Genomic DNA, 16,445 nt, shown 5'->3' with positions numbered 1-16,445 from the left:
ACGACGAGCCGCTGTGGCTCGGCTCGGTCAAGTCCAACATCGGACACGCGCAGGCCGGGGCCGCGGCGGCGAGCGTCATCAAGATGGTGATGGCGCTGCGGCAGCGGCACCTGCCCCGGACGCTGCACGTGGACCGGCCGTCGAGTCACGTGGACTGGGAGGCCGGAGCGGTACGGCTGCTGACCGAGCCGCGGGACTGGCCTGCCGCCGGCCGGCCGCGCCGGGCCGGTGTGTCCTCGTTCGGCATCAGCGGCACCAACGCCCACGTCATCCTGGAGGAGGCGCCGCCCGTCCCGGCCGAGCGGAGCACGGCACCGGCCGCCCCGGCCGGGCGAGCCGAGGCGCCGTCCCGCGGGGACCGGCAGGCCGGGACACCGTCTTCCGGGATCCGGCAGGCCGGGACACCGTCCGTCACCGGGCAGGGCTTCGCCCCCGTGCCGTCCCGCCCCGCCGGTCACGACCGTCGCCCGCCGCTCGTCCCCTGGGTCGTGTCCGGCCGTACGGCGCAGGCCACCCGGGCGCAGGCGGCACGGCTCGCCGGATTCCTCGACGCCGGTCCCGAGCGGTCCCCGGCCGCCGTGGCGCACGCCCTGGCGACGACCCGGGCCGTGCTCGACCACCGTGCCGTGGTGCTCGGCGCGGACCCGGACCAGCTGCGCGCCGGACTGGACGCGCTGACCGGTGCCGAACCGGCGGCGACCGGCCGCGGACGGGTCGTGTCGGGCGTGTCCGGTGAGGGACGTACGGCGTGGATGTTCACCGGGCAGGGCAGCCAGCGGCCCGGCATGGGGCGGGAGCTGTACGCCGCCTATCCGGTGTTCGCGCAGGCGCTGGACGCCGTGTGCGCGCTGCTGGAGGCCGAACTCGGCCCGGCGGCCGGCTTCCCGCGTCCCCTGCGCGAGGTGCTGTTCGCCGCAGCCGAGGCCGGAACCGGGACCGAGACCGGTCCCGGCGCCGAGGCCGACGCCGGAGCCGGCGGCCCGCTGGACAGCACCGGGTACGCGCAGGCGGCCCTGTTCGCCGTGCAGGTGGCCCTCGTCGAGCTGCTGCGGTCCTGGGGGGTCCGGCCGGACCTGGTGCTCGGTCACTCGGTGGGCGAGCTGGCGGCCGCGTACACCGCGGGCGTCTTCGACCTGCCCGACGCCGTACGCCTGGTGGCCGCCCGGGCGAGGCTGATGCAGGCGCTGCCCGAAGGCGGCGCGATGGCCGCCGTGGAGGGCACCGAGGCCGAGGTCACCGAGCTCCTCAAGGGCCTGCCGGGCGCCGGACAGGTCACGGTGGCCGTGGTCAACGGGCCCGCCTCCGTGGTCGTCTCGGGCGACCGCGCCCTGGTCGAGGAGGCGATGGCCGCGGCCCGCGAGCAGGGCCGGCGGACGACCCGGCTGCGGGTCAGCCACGCCTTCCACTCGCCGCTGATGGACCCGATGCTGGCCGACTTCGCCGCCGTCGCGGAGAGCATCCCCTACCGGCGTCCCACGCTGCCCGCGGTCAGCTCGGCCACCGGCGGGCCGGTCGCCGAGGAGTGGGCCTCGGCCGCCTACTGGGTGGACCAGGTGCGCCGCACCGTACGCTTCCACGACGCGCTGACCTGCGCCACCGGCGAGTACGGCGCGACCCGGCTGCTGGAGCTCGGCCCGGACCCGGTGCTGACCGCGCTCGCCCGGTCCGCGGGCGACGGCCGTACCACCGCGGCGGCCGCCCTGCGCGACGGACGGGCCGAACCCGAGACGCTGCTCACGGCGGTGGCGGAGCTGTTCGTGCGCGGCATGGGGACCGACTGGGCCGCGGTGACCGCCGCCGCGGACCCGGCCACGGCCGCGCCCCCGGACCACGTCGACCTGCCCACGTACGCCTTCCAGCGCCGCCGGTACTGGCTGCGCGACCGCAGGGGCCCGCGGCGGGCCGGGGCGGACAGCGGCCGCACGGGTGCGGAGGCCGGGTTCTGGACCCTGGTCGAGGACGGTGACGCCGCCGCCCTCGCGGACCGGCTCGGCGTCTCCCCGCAGGCCCCGCTCGGCAGCGTCCTGCCGGTGCTGGCCGACTGGCGCAGGCGGCAGCGCGAGGACGCGGAGCTGACCGGCTGGCGCTACACGGTCACCTGGAAGCCGGTCGCCGTACCGGCCGCGGGCCGGCTCGCCGGCACCTGGCTGGTCGTCGCCCCCGAGCGGGTGACGGCCGGGCAGGACGGCATCGTCGAGGAGTGCGCACGAGCCCTGCGGGACGCCGGAGCACAGGTCACCGTGGTGACCGTCGGCGCCGACGACAGCCGCACCAGCCTCACCGCCCGGCTGCGCGAGATCGCCGCCGACGGCGCGCTCTCCCTGCTGGCCTGGGCCGAGGAGCCCTCGGCCGCCGGTCTGCCGCCGGCCGCCACCGGCCTCACCCTCCTGCTGGCGCAGGCGTGGGCGCAGGCCGCCGACGGAACCGGCGCTCCCCTGTGGTGCGTGACCCGATCGGCGGTCTCGGTCGGCACCGGCGACCCGCTGCACCACCCCGCGCAGGCCCAGCTCTGGGGCCTCGGCCGCAGCCTGGCGCTGGAACACCCCGGCGTCTGGGGCGGACTGGCCGACCTGCCGGACGAACCCGGCCGGCAGGCCCTGACCCGGCTCGTCGCGCTCCTGGCCCACAGCAGGTCCGCGACCTGGCGCGAGGACCAGCTCGCCGTGCGGCAGGGCGGGGTCTTCGCGGCCCGGCTCGTCCGGGACGACGGCGCCGGAACGACCGGCGCGTCCCGGCCCGGCGCGGGCTGGCGGCCCCGCGGCACCGTACTGATCACGGGCGGCACCGGCGCGCTCGGCCGGCACGTGGCCCGCCGGCTCGCGACCCTGGGCGCCGAGCACCTCGTCCTCGTCTCCCGGCGCGGCCCGCAGGCCCCCGGCGCCCCCGAGCTGCACGACGAGCTCACCGCCCTCGGCGCCCGGGTCACCCTCGCCGCCTGCGACCTCACCGACCGCGACGCGGTGCGTGCCCTGCTCGCCGGCATCCCCGCGGACGTCCCGCTGACCGGCGTCGTCCACGCGGCCGGCGTACCGGCGAGCGGCCTCGCCGCGGACCTGACGCCCGACCGGCTGGCGTCGGCCCTCGCGGCCAAGGCGACCGCGGCCGACCTGCTGCACGAACTGACCGCCCACCAGGAGCTGGACGTCTTCGTCCTGTTCGCCTCCGTCACCGGTGTCCTCGGCAACGCGGGCCAGGCCGCCTACGCCGCGGCCAACGCCCACCTCGACGCGCTGGCCCGGCACCGCCGCGACCGCGGCCTGGCCGCCACCTCCGTCGCCTGGGGCCCCTGGGCCGGCGACGGGATGGCCGCGGACCGCGCCGCCGAGGAACGCATCCGCAGGTCGGGTCTGCGCCTGCTGCCGCCCGACCGCGCGCTTGTGGCCCTCGACCAGGTGCTCGCCGACGGCCGGCCCTGCGCCACCGTCGTGGACGTCTCCTGGGACCGCTTCGCCCCCGCGTTCGCCCTCGCCCGGCCCAGCGCGCTGCTCGCCGACCTCCCCGAGGCCGCCGCGGCGGCCCGGTCCGGCACCGGCGCGGCCGGCGCCGAGGCCGACGAGCTGATGGGCCGGCTGCGGGCCCTGCCGCCGGCCGAACGGGAGCGCGCCCTCGGCGACTTCGTCCTGACCCGCGTCGCCGGGGTGCTGGGACACGACTCGCCCGCCGCGGTCGACCCGGACCGGGCGTTCAAGGACTTCGGATTCGACTCCCTGACCGCCGTCGACCTGCGCAACCAGCTGATGACCGGGACCGGTCTGCGCCTGCCGACCACCCTCGTCTTCGACCATCCCACCCCGGCCGCCCTCGCCCGCCATCTGCACGCCGAGCTGTTCCCGGCCGACACGCCCCAGGACGATCCGGCGGACCTGGACGAACAGCGGCTGCGCCGCCTGCTCGCCTCCGTACCGCTCACCCGCCTCCGCGACGCCGGCCTCCTGCCCGGCCTGCGCGCCCTGCTCGACGAGGCGGAGACCGGAACCGGAGCGGGCGGGGACGCGCCCGGCTGGGACGGGGCGGACAGCGGCGACGGCACCACCGCGATCGCCGATCTCGCCGTCGACGAACTGGTCCACCTGGCACTCGGCGACGACACGCACGACACGACGGACGACGGGTACGGCGCGACGGACGACGTGAACGACGGCTCCGACGACGAACGAGAGTGACAGAGGCACCGATGAGCGCACCGTACGAGAAGGTCGTCCAGGCCCTGCGCAAGTCCCTGGAGGAGACCGAGACGCTGAAGCGGCGCAACCGGCAACTCGTCGCGGCCTCCCGCGAACCCGTCGCGATCGTCGGCATGGGCTGCCGGTTCCCGGGCGGGGTGGACTCGCCCGAGGAGCTGTGGGAGCTGCTGGCGCGGGGGCGGGACGGTCTGTCGCCGTTCCCGGAGGACCGTGGCTGGGACGTGGAGCGGCTGTACGACCCCGACCCGGGCCGTTCGGGCACCTCGTACGTGAACACCGGTGGTTTCCTGCGGGACGTGGCCGGTTTCGACGCGGAGCTGTTCGGGATCTCGCCGCGTGAGGCGCTGGCGATGGACCCGCAGCAGCGGCTGCTGCTGGAGACCTCCTGGGAGGCGCTGGAGCGGGCCGGCATCGACCCGCACTCCCTGCGCGGCACCGCCACCGGCGTGTTCGCGGGCACCAACGGCCAGGACTACGTGCTGGCCTCGGCGGGCCGCTTCGCGGGGGTGGAGGGGTTCGTCGGGACCGGCTCCGCGGCCAGTGTGCTGTCCGGGCGCGTCGCCTACGTGCTGGGCCTGGAAGGCCCCGCGGTGACGGTGGACACGGCGTGTTCGTCGGCGCTGGTGGGGATGCACCTGGCGGTGCAGGCGCTGCGCGGCGGCGAATGCCGGCTGGCGCTCGCGGGCGGGGTGACGGTGATGTCCACCCCGGCGGCGTTCGTGGAGTTCTCCCAGCAGCGGGGACTGGCCGCCGACGGGCGGTGCAAGGCGTTCGCCGACGGCGCGGACGGCACCGTGTGGTCGGAGGGCGTGGGCGTCCTCGTCCTGGAGCGGCTGTCGGACGCACGCCGCAACGGGCACCGGGTGCTGGCGGTCATCCGCGGCAGTGCGGTCAACCAGGACGGGGCGTCCAACGGGCTGACCGCGCCGAACGGTCCTTCCCAGCAGCGGGTGATCCGGCAGGCACTGGCGGCGGCCGGGCTGAAGCCGTCGGAGGTGGATGCGGTGGAGGCGCACGGCACCGGGACCGCTCTGGGGGATCCGATCGAGGCGCAGGCGCTGCTGGCCACCTACGGGCAGGCGCGCACCGAGGACGAGCCGTTGTGGCTGGGGTCGGTGAAGTCCAACATCGGGCACACGCAGGCGGCGGCCGGTGTGGCAGGTGTGATGAAGATGGTGCTGGCGCTGCGCCACGAACAACTGCCGCGCACGCTGCATGTGGACCGGCCGTCCTCGCACGTGGACTGGGAGGCCGGCGCGGTGCAGCTGCTGACCGAGGCGCGGGAGTGGCCGCGCGGGCAGCGGCCCCGCCGGGCCGGGGTGTCCGCGTTCGGGATCAGCGGCACCAACGCCCACCTCGTCCTCGAGGAGGCACCCGCCGCACACGACGAGAACCGGGCGGGCGAAACCACTCCGCTCCCGCTCACCCCCTGGATCGTGTCGGGACGGGACCCGGGCGCCCTCCGCGCCCAGGCCGCCCGGCTCGCCGCGCGTCTCGGCGAGCACCCGGCGTCGCCGGCCGACATCGGGCTCTCCCTGGCCACCACCCGAGCCCTTCTAGCCCACCGGGCCGTCGTCCTCGGCCCGGACACGGCCACCCTCCGCGCGGGCACGGCCGCGCTCGCCACGGGCGACAGCCACCCCGCGGTCGTCACGGGCCAGGTGCGCAAGGGCCGTACGGCGTGGATGTTCACCGGCCAGGGCAGCCAGCGCCCCGGCATGGGACGTGAACTCCACGCCCGGTACCCGGTGTTCGCCCGCGCCCTCGACGAGGTGTGTCATCTCCTGGACACCGAACTCGGCGCCGCCGACTCGCGGCACACCCCCCTGCGGGACGCCCTCTTCGCCGAGCGGCCGGACCTGCTGAACCGCACCGGCCACGCACAACCCGCCCTGTTCGCGGTGCAGGTGGCGCTGGTGGAGCTGTTGCGGTCGTGGGGGACACGGCCGGAGGTGGTGCTCGGCCACTCGGTGGGCGAGTTCGCCGCCGCCTACGCGGCCGGCGTCTTCGACCTTCCCGACGCCGCCCGCCTGGTGGCGGCCCGGGCGCGCCTCATGCAGGCGCTGCCCGAGGGCGGGGCGATGGCCGCGATCGAGGCCGGTGAGGCCGAGGTCGCCGCCTGGCTGGGGGAGGGCGTGGTGGTCGCGGCGGTGAACGGTCCGGCCGCGGTGGTGGTCTCCGGGGCGGAGGCGGCGGTGGCGGCGGTGGTGGAGCGGGCCCGGGCCGCGGGCCGCAGGGCCACCCGGCTGCGGGTGAGCCATGCCTTCCACTCGCCGCTGATGGAGCCGGTGGTGGAGGAGTTCGCGAGGGTGGCGGCGGGTGTCGGCTATCGCGCGCCGGTGCTTCCGGCGGTGAGTTCGGTGACCGGCGAGGCGGTGGGGCAGGAGTGGGGGCGCGCGGAGTACTGGTGCGAGCAGATCCTGCGGCCGGTGCGGTTCCACGACGCGCTGGCGACCGCCACCGCGGCCCACGCGGCCACCCGGCTGCTGGAGATCGGCCCCGACCCCGTCCTGACCGCCCTCGCCCGGGAAGCGGGCCACTTCGCCGTGGCGACCCTGCGCACGGGACACGCGGAGACGCAGACCCTCCTGACGGCCGTCGCCGAACTGTTCGTCCAGGGCGCCGAGGCCGACTGGGCCGGCCTGTTCGACGGGACCGGCGCGCACCGCGTGGACCTGCCCACGTACGCCTTCCAGCGCGAACGGTACTGGCTGCCCGACCACGCCGAGCAGGACCGCGCGGCCGGTGCGCGGGCCGACGCGGTCGAGACACGGTTCTGGGACCTGGTCGAGCGCGGCGCGGTCACCTCCCTGGCCGAGCACATCGGCGTGACGGCCGAAGACGGGCTGGAGACCGTCGTCCCCGCGCTGTCCGCCTGGCGGCGGCAGGGCCGGGAACAGCTCGCGCAGGCGGGCCGCCGCTACCGGGTGCGCTGGCGGCCCGTGTCCCCCGGCGGCGACGGGGAACGGCCGGCGGGCCGCTGGCTGGTGGCCGCCGCGGACGCGTACGGCGAACAGGCGGCCGCGGCCCTGCGCCGGGCCGGCGCGGACGTGGACCTGATTCCGGTCACCGAATCCGACACCCGCGTCGGCCTCGCGCACCGCATCCGCGCGGCCGGCGCCGAACCGGAGCACGTCCTGGCCCTGCTGCCGTCGCCCACCGCGGTCCTGGCCCTGTGGCAGGGGCTCGCCGAGGCCGCCCCGGCCGCCCGCCTGTGGTGCGCGACCCGGTCCGCGCAGTCCGTGGGCGCGGGCGACGCGCCCGCCCGCCCCGCCGAGGCCGCCGTATGGGGCCTGGGCCGCACCCTCGCGCTGGAACAGCCGGACCGCTGGGGCGGACTGGTCGACCTGCCCCACCACCCGGACACCGCCGTGCTGGAGCGGCTGGTGTCCGTGCTGGCCGTGCCCGGGGACGAGGACCAGCTCGCCGTACGCGCCACGGGCGTCCTCGCCGCCCGCCTGGTCCGCGACACCGACGCCGGGCGGGGAACACGGGACCGGCGCCTCCACGGCACCGCCCTCGTCACCGGAGGCACCGGCGCGCTGGGCGGTCACGTGGCCCGCTGGCTGGTACGGCACGGCACCGAGCACCTGGTCCTGGTCTCCCGCCGCGGCGCCGACGCCCCCGGCGCCCGCGAACTGCACGCGGAACTGACCGGACTCGGCGCCGAGGTCACCCTCGCCGCGTGCGACGTCACCGACCGGACGGCACTGGGCGACCTGCTCGCCGCCCACCCGCCCACCGTCGTCGTCCACGCCGCCGGTGTCCTGGACGACGGGCTCGCCGCCGACCTCACCCCCGAGCGGCTGGCCCGCGTCCTCGCCGTCAAGGCCGACGCGGCCCAGCATCTGCACGAGCTGACGCGCCACCAGGAACTGGACGCGTTCGTGCTGTTCTCCTCCACCGCCGGCGTCACGGGCAACGCGGGGCAGGCCGCGTACGCGGCGGCCAACGCGCGGCTCGACGCGCTCGCCCAGCACCGGCGCGGACTCGGCCTGCCGGCGACCTCCGTCGCCTGGGGCCCCTGGGACGGCGCGGGCATGGCCGCCGACCCCGCGGTCACCGCACACCTGGCCCGCGTGGGCGTCCGCGCTCTGGAACCGGACACCGCCGTCGACGCGCTCGGGCAGGTCCTGGACGACGGCCGGGTCTGCGCCACCGTGCTCGACGTCGACTGGACCCGCTTCGCGGCCGCTACCGCGTACGCCCGGCGCGGCTCGCTCCTGCGCGAGCTGACCGGGGCGGCGCAGAGCCCCGGCGCCGCCCCGGAACGGCCCGCCACCACGGGCGGCGAACTCGCCGCGGCGCTGCACGGCCGCCCGCCCGCCGAACGCGACCGGATCGTCCTGGCCCACGTACGGTCCGCGGTGGCCGCCGTCCTCGGCCACGCCTCCGGCGCCGCGATCGACGCCGAACGCGCCTTCACCGACCTCGGCTTCGACTCGCTCACCGCCGTCGAACTGCGCAACCGGCTCACCTCCGCCACCGGCCTGCGCCTGCCGGCCACCCTCGTCTTCGACCACCCCACCCCCGCGGCCCTCGCCGCCCACCTGCGCACGCGGCTCCCCGGCGAACAGACCTCCGGCCCCGCCCACTCCGCATCCGGCCCGCGCGCCGGAACCGCCGCCGGCGAGGATCCGGTGGTGATCGTGGGGATGGGGTGCCGGTTCCCGGGCGGGGTGGACTCGCCCGAGGGGTTGTGGGAGCTGCTGGCGGGGGGACGGGACGGTCTGTCGCCGTTCCCGGAGGACCGTGGCTGGGACGTGGAGCGGCTGGTCGATGCCGATCCGGGCCGGCCGGGCACCTCCTATGTCGGTGTCGGTGGTTTCCTGCGGGACGTGGCCGGTTTCGACGCGGAGCTGTTCGGGATCTCGCCGCGTGAGGCGCTGGCGATGGACCCGCAGCAGCGGCTGCTGCTGGAGACCTCCTGGGAGGCGCTGGAGCGGGCCGGCATCGACCCGCACTCCCTGCGCGGCACCGCCACCGGTGTGTTCGCGGGCACCAACGGCCAGGACTACCGCGAGACGGCCCACGCCCCCGCCGAGGACATCGAGGGCTATGTGGCCACCGGTTCGGCGGCGAGTGTGCTGTCGGGGCGGGTGAGTTATGCGCTGGGTCTGGAGGGGCCGGCGCTGACGGTGGACACGGCGTGTTCGTCGGCGCTGGTGGCGTTGCATCTGGCGGTGCAGGCGCTGCGCGGCGGTGAGTGCCGGCTGGCGCTCGCGGGCGGGGTGACGGTGATGGCCACGCCGGGGATCTTCGTGGAGTTCTCCCGGCAGCGGGCGCTGGCCGCGGACGGGCGGTGCAAGGCGTTCGCCGAGGGCGCGGACGGCACGGGCTGGTCGGAGGGCGTGGGTGTGCTCGTCCTGGAGCGGCTGTCGGACGCACGCCGCAACGGGCACCGGGTGCTGGCGGTGGTCAAGGGCAGCGCGGTCAACCAGGACGGGGCGTCCAACGGGCTGACCGCGCCGAACGGGCCCTCGCAGCAGCGGGTGATCCGGCAGGCGCTGGCCGGTGCGGGCCTGTCGCCGGCGGAGGTGGACGCGGTGGAGGCGCACGGGACGGGGACCGCTCTGGGGGATCCGATCGAGGCGCAGGCGCTGCTGGCCACCTACGGGCAGGCGCGCACCGGGAGCGAGCCGTTGTGGCTGGGGTCGGTGAAGTCCAACATCGGGCACACCCAGGCGGCGGCCGGTGTGGCGGGTGTGATGAAGATGGTGCTGGCGCTGCGCCACGAACAACTGCCGCGCACCCTGCACGTGGACCGGCCCACCTCGCACGTGGACTGGTCGGCGGGCGCGGTGGAGCTGCTGACCGAGGCGCGGGAGTGGCCGCGCGGGCAGCGGCCGCGCCGGGCGGGGGTGTCCGCGTTCGGCATCAGCGGCACCAACGCCCACGTCATCCTCGAAGAGGCACCCGCCGAGGAACCCGCCCCGTCCCCGCCCGATACGCGACTGCCCGTCGTCCCCTGGGTGCTGTCGGCCCACCGGGCCGAGGCGCTGGCGGAGCAGGCGGTACGCCTCCGCGCTCTCCTCGGCGACGACCGGCCGGCGCTCGACATCGGCTACTCTCTGGCCACCACCCGGGCCACCCTCGCGCACCGGGCCGTCGTCCTCGGCTCCGAGACCCCGGCCATGGCCGCCTCCCTCGCTGAGCCCGGAAACCCGAACGTCGTCACCGGGGCCGTCACCGAGGGCGGCACGGCCTGGATGTTCACCGGTCAGGGCAGTCAGCGGCCCGGTATGGGACGGGAGCTGTACGACCGGTTCCCGCGCTTCGCGAAGGCGTTCGACGACGTGTGCGCCCACCTGGACGGGGAGTTCGAAGGAGCGGCCGGGTTCGACGCCGGCGTACGGGACGTGGTGTTCGCCCCGCGGGACTCGGCCGAGGCGGGACTGCTGCACCGTACGGGCCACGCGCAGGCGGCCCTGTTCGCGGTGCAGGTGGCGCTGGTGGAGCTGTTGCGGTCGTGGGGCACGGCCCCGGAGGTGGTGCTGGGGCATTCGGTGGGCGAGTTCGCCGCCGCCTACGCGGCCGGCGTCTTCGACCTGCCCGACGCCGCCCGCCTGGTGGCGGCCCGGGCGCGCCTCATGCAGGCGCTGCCCGAGGGCGGGGCGATGGCCGCGGTCGAGGCGGGCGAGGCCGAGGTCACCGGTCTCCTGCGGGCGGCCGACGGCCACGGCGCCGTGGTCGTCGCGGCGGTCAACGGGCCCCGCGCGACCGTCGTCTCCGGGGCCGAGTCCGCCGTCGAGCAGGTCATGGCCGCCGCTCGCGCGGAGGGCCGCAGGGCCACCCGGCTGCGGGTGAGCCATGCCTTCCACTCGCCGCTGATGGAGCCGGTGGTGGAGGAGTTCGCGAGGGTGGCGGCGGGTGTCGGCTACCGCGCGCCGGTGCTTCCGGCGGTGAGTTCGGTGACCGGCGAGGCGGTGGGGCAGGAGTGGGGGCGCGCGGAGTACTGGTGCGAGCAGATCCTGCGGCCGGTGCGGTTCCACGACGCGCTGGCGACCGCCACCGCGGCCCACGCGGCCACCCGGCTGCTGGAGATCGGCCCCGACCCCGTCCTGACCGCCCTCGCACCCGCCGACGCCGCCGTCGCCGTGAGCGTGCTGCGCCGGGACCGGAGCGAGCCGGAGAGCCTCCTGACCGCCGTCGCCGAACTGTTCGTCCACGGCACGGACGTCGACTGGGGCGCGCTGTTCGACGGGACCGGCGCGCACCGCGTGGACCTGCCCACGTACGCCTTCCAGCGCCGCCGGTACTGGCTGCCCGACCAGGCGGCCACGGACGCTCCGCAGCCCTTCGCGGGCCCGCCGCGCAGCGCCCTGCCGCACAACGCCCCCGCCCCGGGCCCCGGGGCGGCCCGGCTGCGGGCCCTCCCGCCGGCCGAGCGGGAAACCGCCGTCCTCGACCTGATCGCCGCGCAGGCGGCCCACGTGCTCGGGCATCCCGGCCCCGGTGAGATCCGGCCCGGACAGCGCTTCCTCGAACTCGGCTTCACCTCCCTCTCCCTCACCGACCTCCGCGACCGGGTGAACCGGGCCTGCGGGGTGCGGCTGGCCACCGACACGCTGTACGAGCACCCCACGCCCCGCGCGCTCGCCGCGCACGTCGCCGCGGAACTCGCCGACGGCCCGCAGACGGCGGACGGGACGGCGGACTCCCTGACCGGGCTGGTCCGGTACGCCTTCGCGCGGCAGCAGTACGAGCGGGGACTGGACCTGCTGGAACTGGCCGCCGCGACGCGGCCCGGATTCGGCCTCCCGGACGTCACCGGGGACACCGGCCCCGGCGGCCGGCCCGGAGCGCCCGAACCCGTCCGGCTCGCCTCCGGAACCCGGGGCGAGACGCTGCTGTGCCTGCCGTCGCTGGTCGCCCCGGCCACCCCCTACCAGTTCGCCCGGTTCGCCGCCGCCCTGCGCGGGACACGGGACGTCTGGGTGCTGCCCGCGCCCGGCTACGGTCCCGGCGAGGCGCTGCCCGACAGCCCCGAGGCCGCCGCGGCCCGGCAGACGAGGGCCGTCCTCGACACCTTCGGCGACAAGCCGCTCACCCTGGTCGGCTACTCCTCCGGCGGCTGGCTCGCCCACCTCCTCGCCGCCGGCCTGGCGGCCGCCGGCGCACCGCCGCGGGCCCTGGTGCTGCTGGACGTCCCCGCGCCGCCCGAGCGCGACCTCGCCCTCGCCATGGTGGCGACCTCGTGCCGGCTGATGCGGGACTTCCCCGAGGTGCCCGTCGACGCCGGCCAGCTCACGGCGACCGCCCACTACGGCCGCCTGTTCACCGGCTGGCGGCCGGCCCCGCACGCCGCGGCGGAGCGGACGCTGTTCGTGGCCGCCGCCGACCACGACCCCGACCTGCTCCTCGGGGCCGGCCGGCCCTCCTGGCCGCTGCCCCACGAGGCGGTGCGGACGCCCGGCGACCACGTCACCCTGCTGGAGCGCGACGCGGAGAGCACCGCGCGCCGCGTCCACGACTGGCTGCTGGAGCGGTGAACACGCCGGAGGCCGCCCCGTGTCCCCACGTGGCGGCCCCCGGTGCCCCCGGAACGGGGCGGATCAGTCCCCGTGCAGCAGCACGTTCGGATCCCGCTGCTCGTACCAGCCGAGGAACGGCGGGCACAGCCCGTAGCCCAGCAGCCGCTGGAGTTCCTCCGGATACTCGCGGACGATCTCCCGCGGCACGGCGAGGTACTGGTTCTCCTCCTGGCGCAGATTGCCGCGGACCAGCGCCAGCGTCAGACCGGTGCGCGGCTCGTCCGCGAGGTTCGCCCCGCCGCCGTGGAAGAGACCGCCCACCCAGATCAGGCACGACCCGGGGTCCATCTCCGCGGGCACCGCCTCCTCGGGGCGCGGCACCCGGTCCCGCTCCCAGGTGTGACTGCCGGGGTAGACCATCGTGGCGCCGTTCTCCTCGGTGAACTCGCTCATCGCCACCATGACCTGCACCCGGTTGGTGGGGCCGGGACACGGCAGCAGATGGGCGACGTCGTCGCGGTGCGGCACCTGCGGTGTCTCCCCGGGCCAGATCTGGATCGCCTGGGTGATGCTCACCTGGACGTTGGGGGCGAGCCCGGCCAGCTCCCGGCCGAACCAGTCGTCGGCGGGACGCTCGATCAGCTCCCGCGCGGCACCCAGGTACAGCGGGTCCAAGGCGATCCGCGCCATGTGCCGGGAGCGGGCGAACAGGGAGCTGATCCGCTTGGTCCGGTGGCCGGTGAAGGCGCTGTCCCCGTATCCGGCCGCGTCCAGCGCGGGCCCGAGGTCGTGCCACAGTCCTTTCAGGGTCGTCCCGTCGACGAGGTCCTCGACGATCACACCGCCGTCGCGTTCCAGGACGGCGGTGACATCGGCCACCGAGGCGGTGGCGGGCAGCCGGGTGAGCTGAGCGGGCATGAGGATTCCTGGTTTCGGTCGGTTTCGGTCGGCGATACGGTCACCAGCGGACCGGCAGGGCGGCGAGCCCGTACAGCACGCCGTCGTCCTTGTACGGCAGCTCCTCGGCCGGGCAGGCGAGTTCGAGCGTGGGCAGCCGGTCGAACAGGACGCGGTACGCGAGTTCCATCTCGACGCGCACCAGATGCTGGCCGAGGCACTTGTGCCGGCCGTGGCCGAACGCCATGTGGCCGCCGGCCGGGCGGTGCGGGTCGAAGGCGTGCGGGCAGGCGAACCGGGTGTCGTCGTAGTTGGCGGCGGCGACCAGGGGAGCCACGCCCTCGCCGGCCCGGATGAGCTGACCGCCGATCTCCAGGTCCGCCACGGCCACCCGCAGCGGCACCAGATCGGCCACGGAGTAGAACCGCAGCAGCTCCTCCACGATCCCGTCGTCACCGAGCCACTCCCGGTGCGACATGAGGGTGACCGCGCCCAGGGCGATGTTGTTGGCCGTGGTCTCCTGCCCGGCGATGAGCAGCAGCAGCGCGGCACCGCCGATCTCCATCGGGGTCAGCGCCCCGGACCCGATCATCACGCTGATCAGATCGTCCCCGGGGCGCCGCTGCTTGATGGTGATCATCCGGCTGAGATAGCGCAGCAGCTCCGTGGTCGCCCGGTCGCGCTGGTCGTCGGTGGCGCTGAGCGTGACGAGCACGGAGATCCGGGACTCGAAGAAGCCCCGGTCGGCGCGGGGCACGCCCAGCAGCTCGCAGATCACCAGCGACGGCACGGGAACGGCGAAGTCGGCGACCAGGTCGGCGGGCGAGCCCTTGGCGATCAGCGACTCCACGCAGTCCTCGACGACCTGCCGGATCCGGGGCCGCAGCTCCTTCATCCGCCGCGCGGTGAAGTCGTGCAGCAGCACCTTGCGGTAGCGGTCGTGCTCGGGCGGATCCAGCGTCGCGAACCAGCCGGGGATCTGCGTCTGCGACGGCGCCCCGCCGGTGCGGCCCGGGGTGGGGAAGCCGTCGTGCCGGGAGTCGGAGCTGAGGTGCGGGTGGGTCAGCGCCGCCCGTACGTCCTCGTACCGGGTCAGCAGCCAGACCCGCTGGCCGCCCGGCATCATCGACCACACCAGGCCCTCACGCTTGCGGTACTCGGCGTAACCGGGCGGCGGGAAGGACTCGCCGGGGCGGCGGAACGGGAAGTCGACCCGTCGCGCGGCCGCGTCGTCCTGCCTCTGAGCGGCTGTCACTTGCCATCCCCTCTCACCGGGAGGTGCCACCGGGACGTCCGGGCCGCCGGCGACCCGGTGGAACGAAGGATGGGGCGGCGCCGTCGGGCAAATCCCTAGTCTTCGGCCCGTTCCGCGCCCCTACCACAGCACCGGGAGGCGAGCCGGACCGCCGACGAGCCGGCCGGCCTCGGTGACGAGCTGCTCGTCGGGCACCGCCGGCCGCAGCGCGGGCATCCGGTCGAAGAGCGCGGTGAAGGCCTCGGCCAGCTCCATCCGGGCGAGGGAGGCGCCGATGCAGTGCCAGACGCCGTGGCCGAAGGACAGATGCGGATTCGGCGACCGGGTTCCGTCGAAGGTCTCCGGGCGGTCGAACACCCGCTCGTCGTGGTTGGCGAGGGCGAAGTCGAGCAGGACGAGATCGCCGGCGCGGATGGTGACGCCCGCGACGTCGATGTCCTCACCGGCGTAACGGGGCAGCACGGACCCGGACTGCTTGCCGGCCCGCAGCACCTCCTCCACCAGAACGGCCATCGCGTCCGGGGCGCCGAGCGCGGCCTCGCGCTGCTCGTCGTGGCGGGCGAGCAGCACCACACCCAGGCCGATGTAGCTCGCCACGCTCTCCAGCCCCGCGAACAGCAGCGTCGAGGCGAGCGCCGCGGTCTGCTCGTCGGGGATCCGCGCGGCGACGAGCCGGGACAGGACGTCGTCGCCCGGGGCGTCCCGCTTGGCGGCGGCCAGGTCGCGGAAGAGCGCGAACAGGGCGTCGGGACCGGCCGGGGCCGTCCCAGCGGTGCCGACCCGGCCGAGAGCGGCGAGCAGCGCCGCGCAGCGGCCCCGCTCCGCCTCGGGCACCCCGATCAGGTCGTGCAGGATGCCCAGGGCGTACGGGACCGCGAAGTGCGCGAGCAGGTCCGCGGGCTGCTCGCGGGCGGAGAGGTCCGCGGCCAGTGCCCGCGCCACGGCGGTGACCCGCGGCTTGAGGCCCTGCATCCTGCGGGCCGCGAACTGCGGGCCCAGCAGCGCCCTGACCTGGCGGTGCAGCTCCCGTGCCGTGTCGGCGTCGTCGGTGATCAGCAGTTCCAGCAGAGGGCTGTCGACGTATCTGGGCGCCGTGCGCGGACTGGCGTGGAAGCGGCCCAGCCGCTCGTCGCGCAGCAGCTCCCGGGCCTCGGCGTGCCGGGTGACCAGCCACGCCGCGTCGCCCGCGGGGGTGCGGACCGGACAGACGGCCGCCTTCTCCCGCAGGGCGTGCAGCGGGGTGGGAGCGAACACCGGGCGCGAGTCGGTGGTGAGCGCGGGCAGAGCGCCGGATTCCGGGAACGGCGCCGCCGCGTCGGCCCGCTGGTTCGTCTCTTGCATGGTCGGCATGGATTCCTGCGGGGGAGGAGTGGGGGGTCTCCGAGTGCGGCGGTTTCCTCTCGGGCACGGCGCTCGGAATGCTCCAGAATGCTGCGGCCCGCCCGGGCCCGTCGGCCCCTACCCCGGAAGAACTAGGGAAACCCCTAGAGGATCCGGTCTTCGCTCCGCCGGAAAGGGAAAAGTGAATCCCTTTCGGATCGTGCGCTCCGGTCGCGGTGCGGCCGGCGGTGTGTCAGTGACCTTTCGCCGTCCGAGCAGGACCATCACAGGTTCACGCACGTGAATGTTCCGGAT

5 protein-coding genes are annotated in these 16,445 nt (G+C 76.0%); 2 read left to right on the top strand and 3 right to left on the bottom strand.

Going from position 1 to position 16,445, the window contains the following annotated elements; genetic code table 11:
- Together ABD363_RS28560 and ABD363_RS28555 are read left to right on the top strand one after the other, a co-directional pair.
- Nucleotides 1-4,163: SDR family NAD(P)-dependent oxidoreductase (locus ABD363_RS28560; protein ID WP_344608690.1), on the top strand; the 4,163-nt coding region annotated here is incomplete at its 5' end.
- Between the two features lie 11 nt (nt 4,164-4,174).
- Nucleotides 4,175-12,676 carry a type I polyketide synthase gene (locus ABD363_RS28555; protein WP_344608688.1) on the top strand — a complete coding sequence of 2,834 codons (8,502 nt, stop codon included), beginning with the start codon at nt 4,175-4,177 and terminating at the stop codon, nt 12,674-12,676.
- A gap of 63 nt (nt 12,677-12,739) precedes the next feature.
- Here ABD363_RS28555 and ABD363_RS28550 read toward each other — a convergent pair whose 3' ends face one another.
- The 3 genes from ABD363_RS28550 to ABD363_RS28540 form a co-directional block, all read right to left on the bottom strand.
- A complete protein-coding gene (locus tag ABD363_RS28550) occupies nt 12,740-13,576 on the bottom strand; it encodes a phytanoyl-CoA dioxygenase family protein (RefSeq protein WP_344608686.1) in 837 nt (278 codons plus the stop codon).
- A gap of 40 nt (nt 13,577-13,616) precedes the next feature.
- Nucleotides 13,617-14,810, bottom strand: a complete 1,194-nt coding sequence (locus tag ABD363_RS28545; RefSeq protein WP_344608684.1) for a cytochrome P450 — start codon at nt 14,808-14,810, stop codon at nt 13,617-13,619.
- A gap of 120 nt (nt 14,811-14,930) precedes the next feature.
- Nucleotides 14,931-16,160, bottom strand: a complete 1,230-nt coding sequence (locus ABD363_RS28540; protein WP_344608682.1) for a cytochrome P450 — start codon at nt 16,158-16,160, stop codon at nt 14,931-14,933.
- Nucleotides 16,161-16,445: the final 285 nt, after the last annotated feature.

Origin of the sequence: Streptomyces glaucus, assembly GCF_039533365.1 — a bacterium.
Taxonomy (GTDB): domain Bacteria; phylum Actinomycetota; class Actinomycetes; order Streptomycetales; family Streptomycetaceae; genus Streptomyces; species Streptomyces glaucus.
The sequence above is the reverse complement of the archived record's forward strand: the minus strand, read 5'-3'. Positions and strand labels throughout refer to the sequence as shown.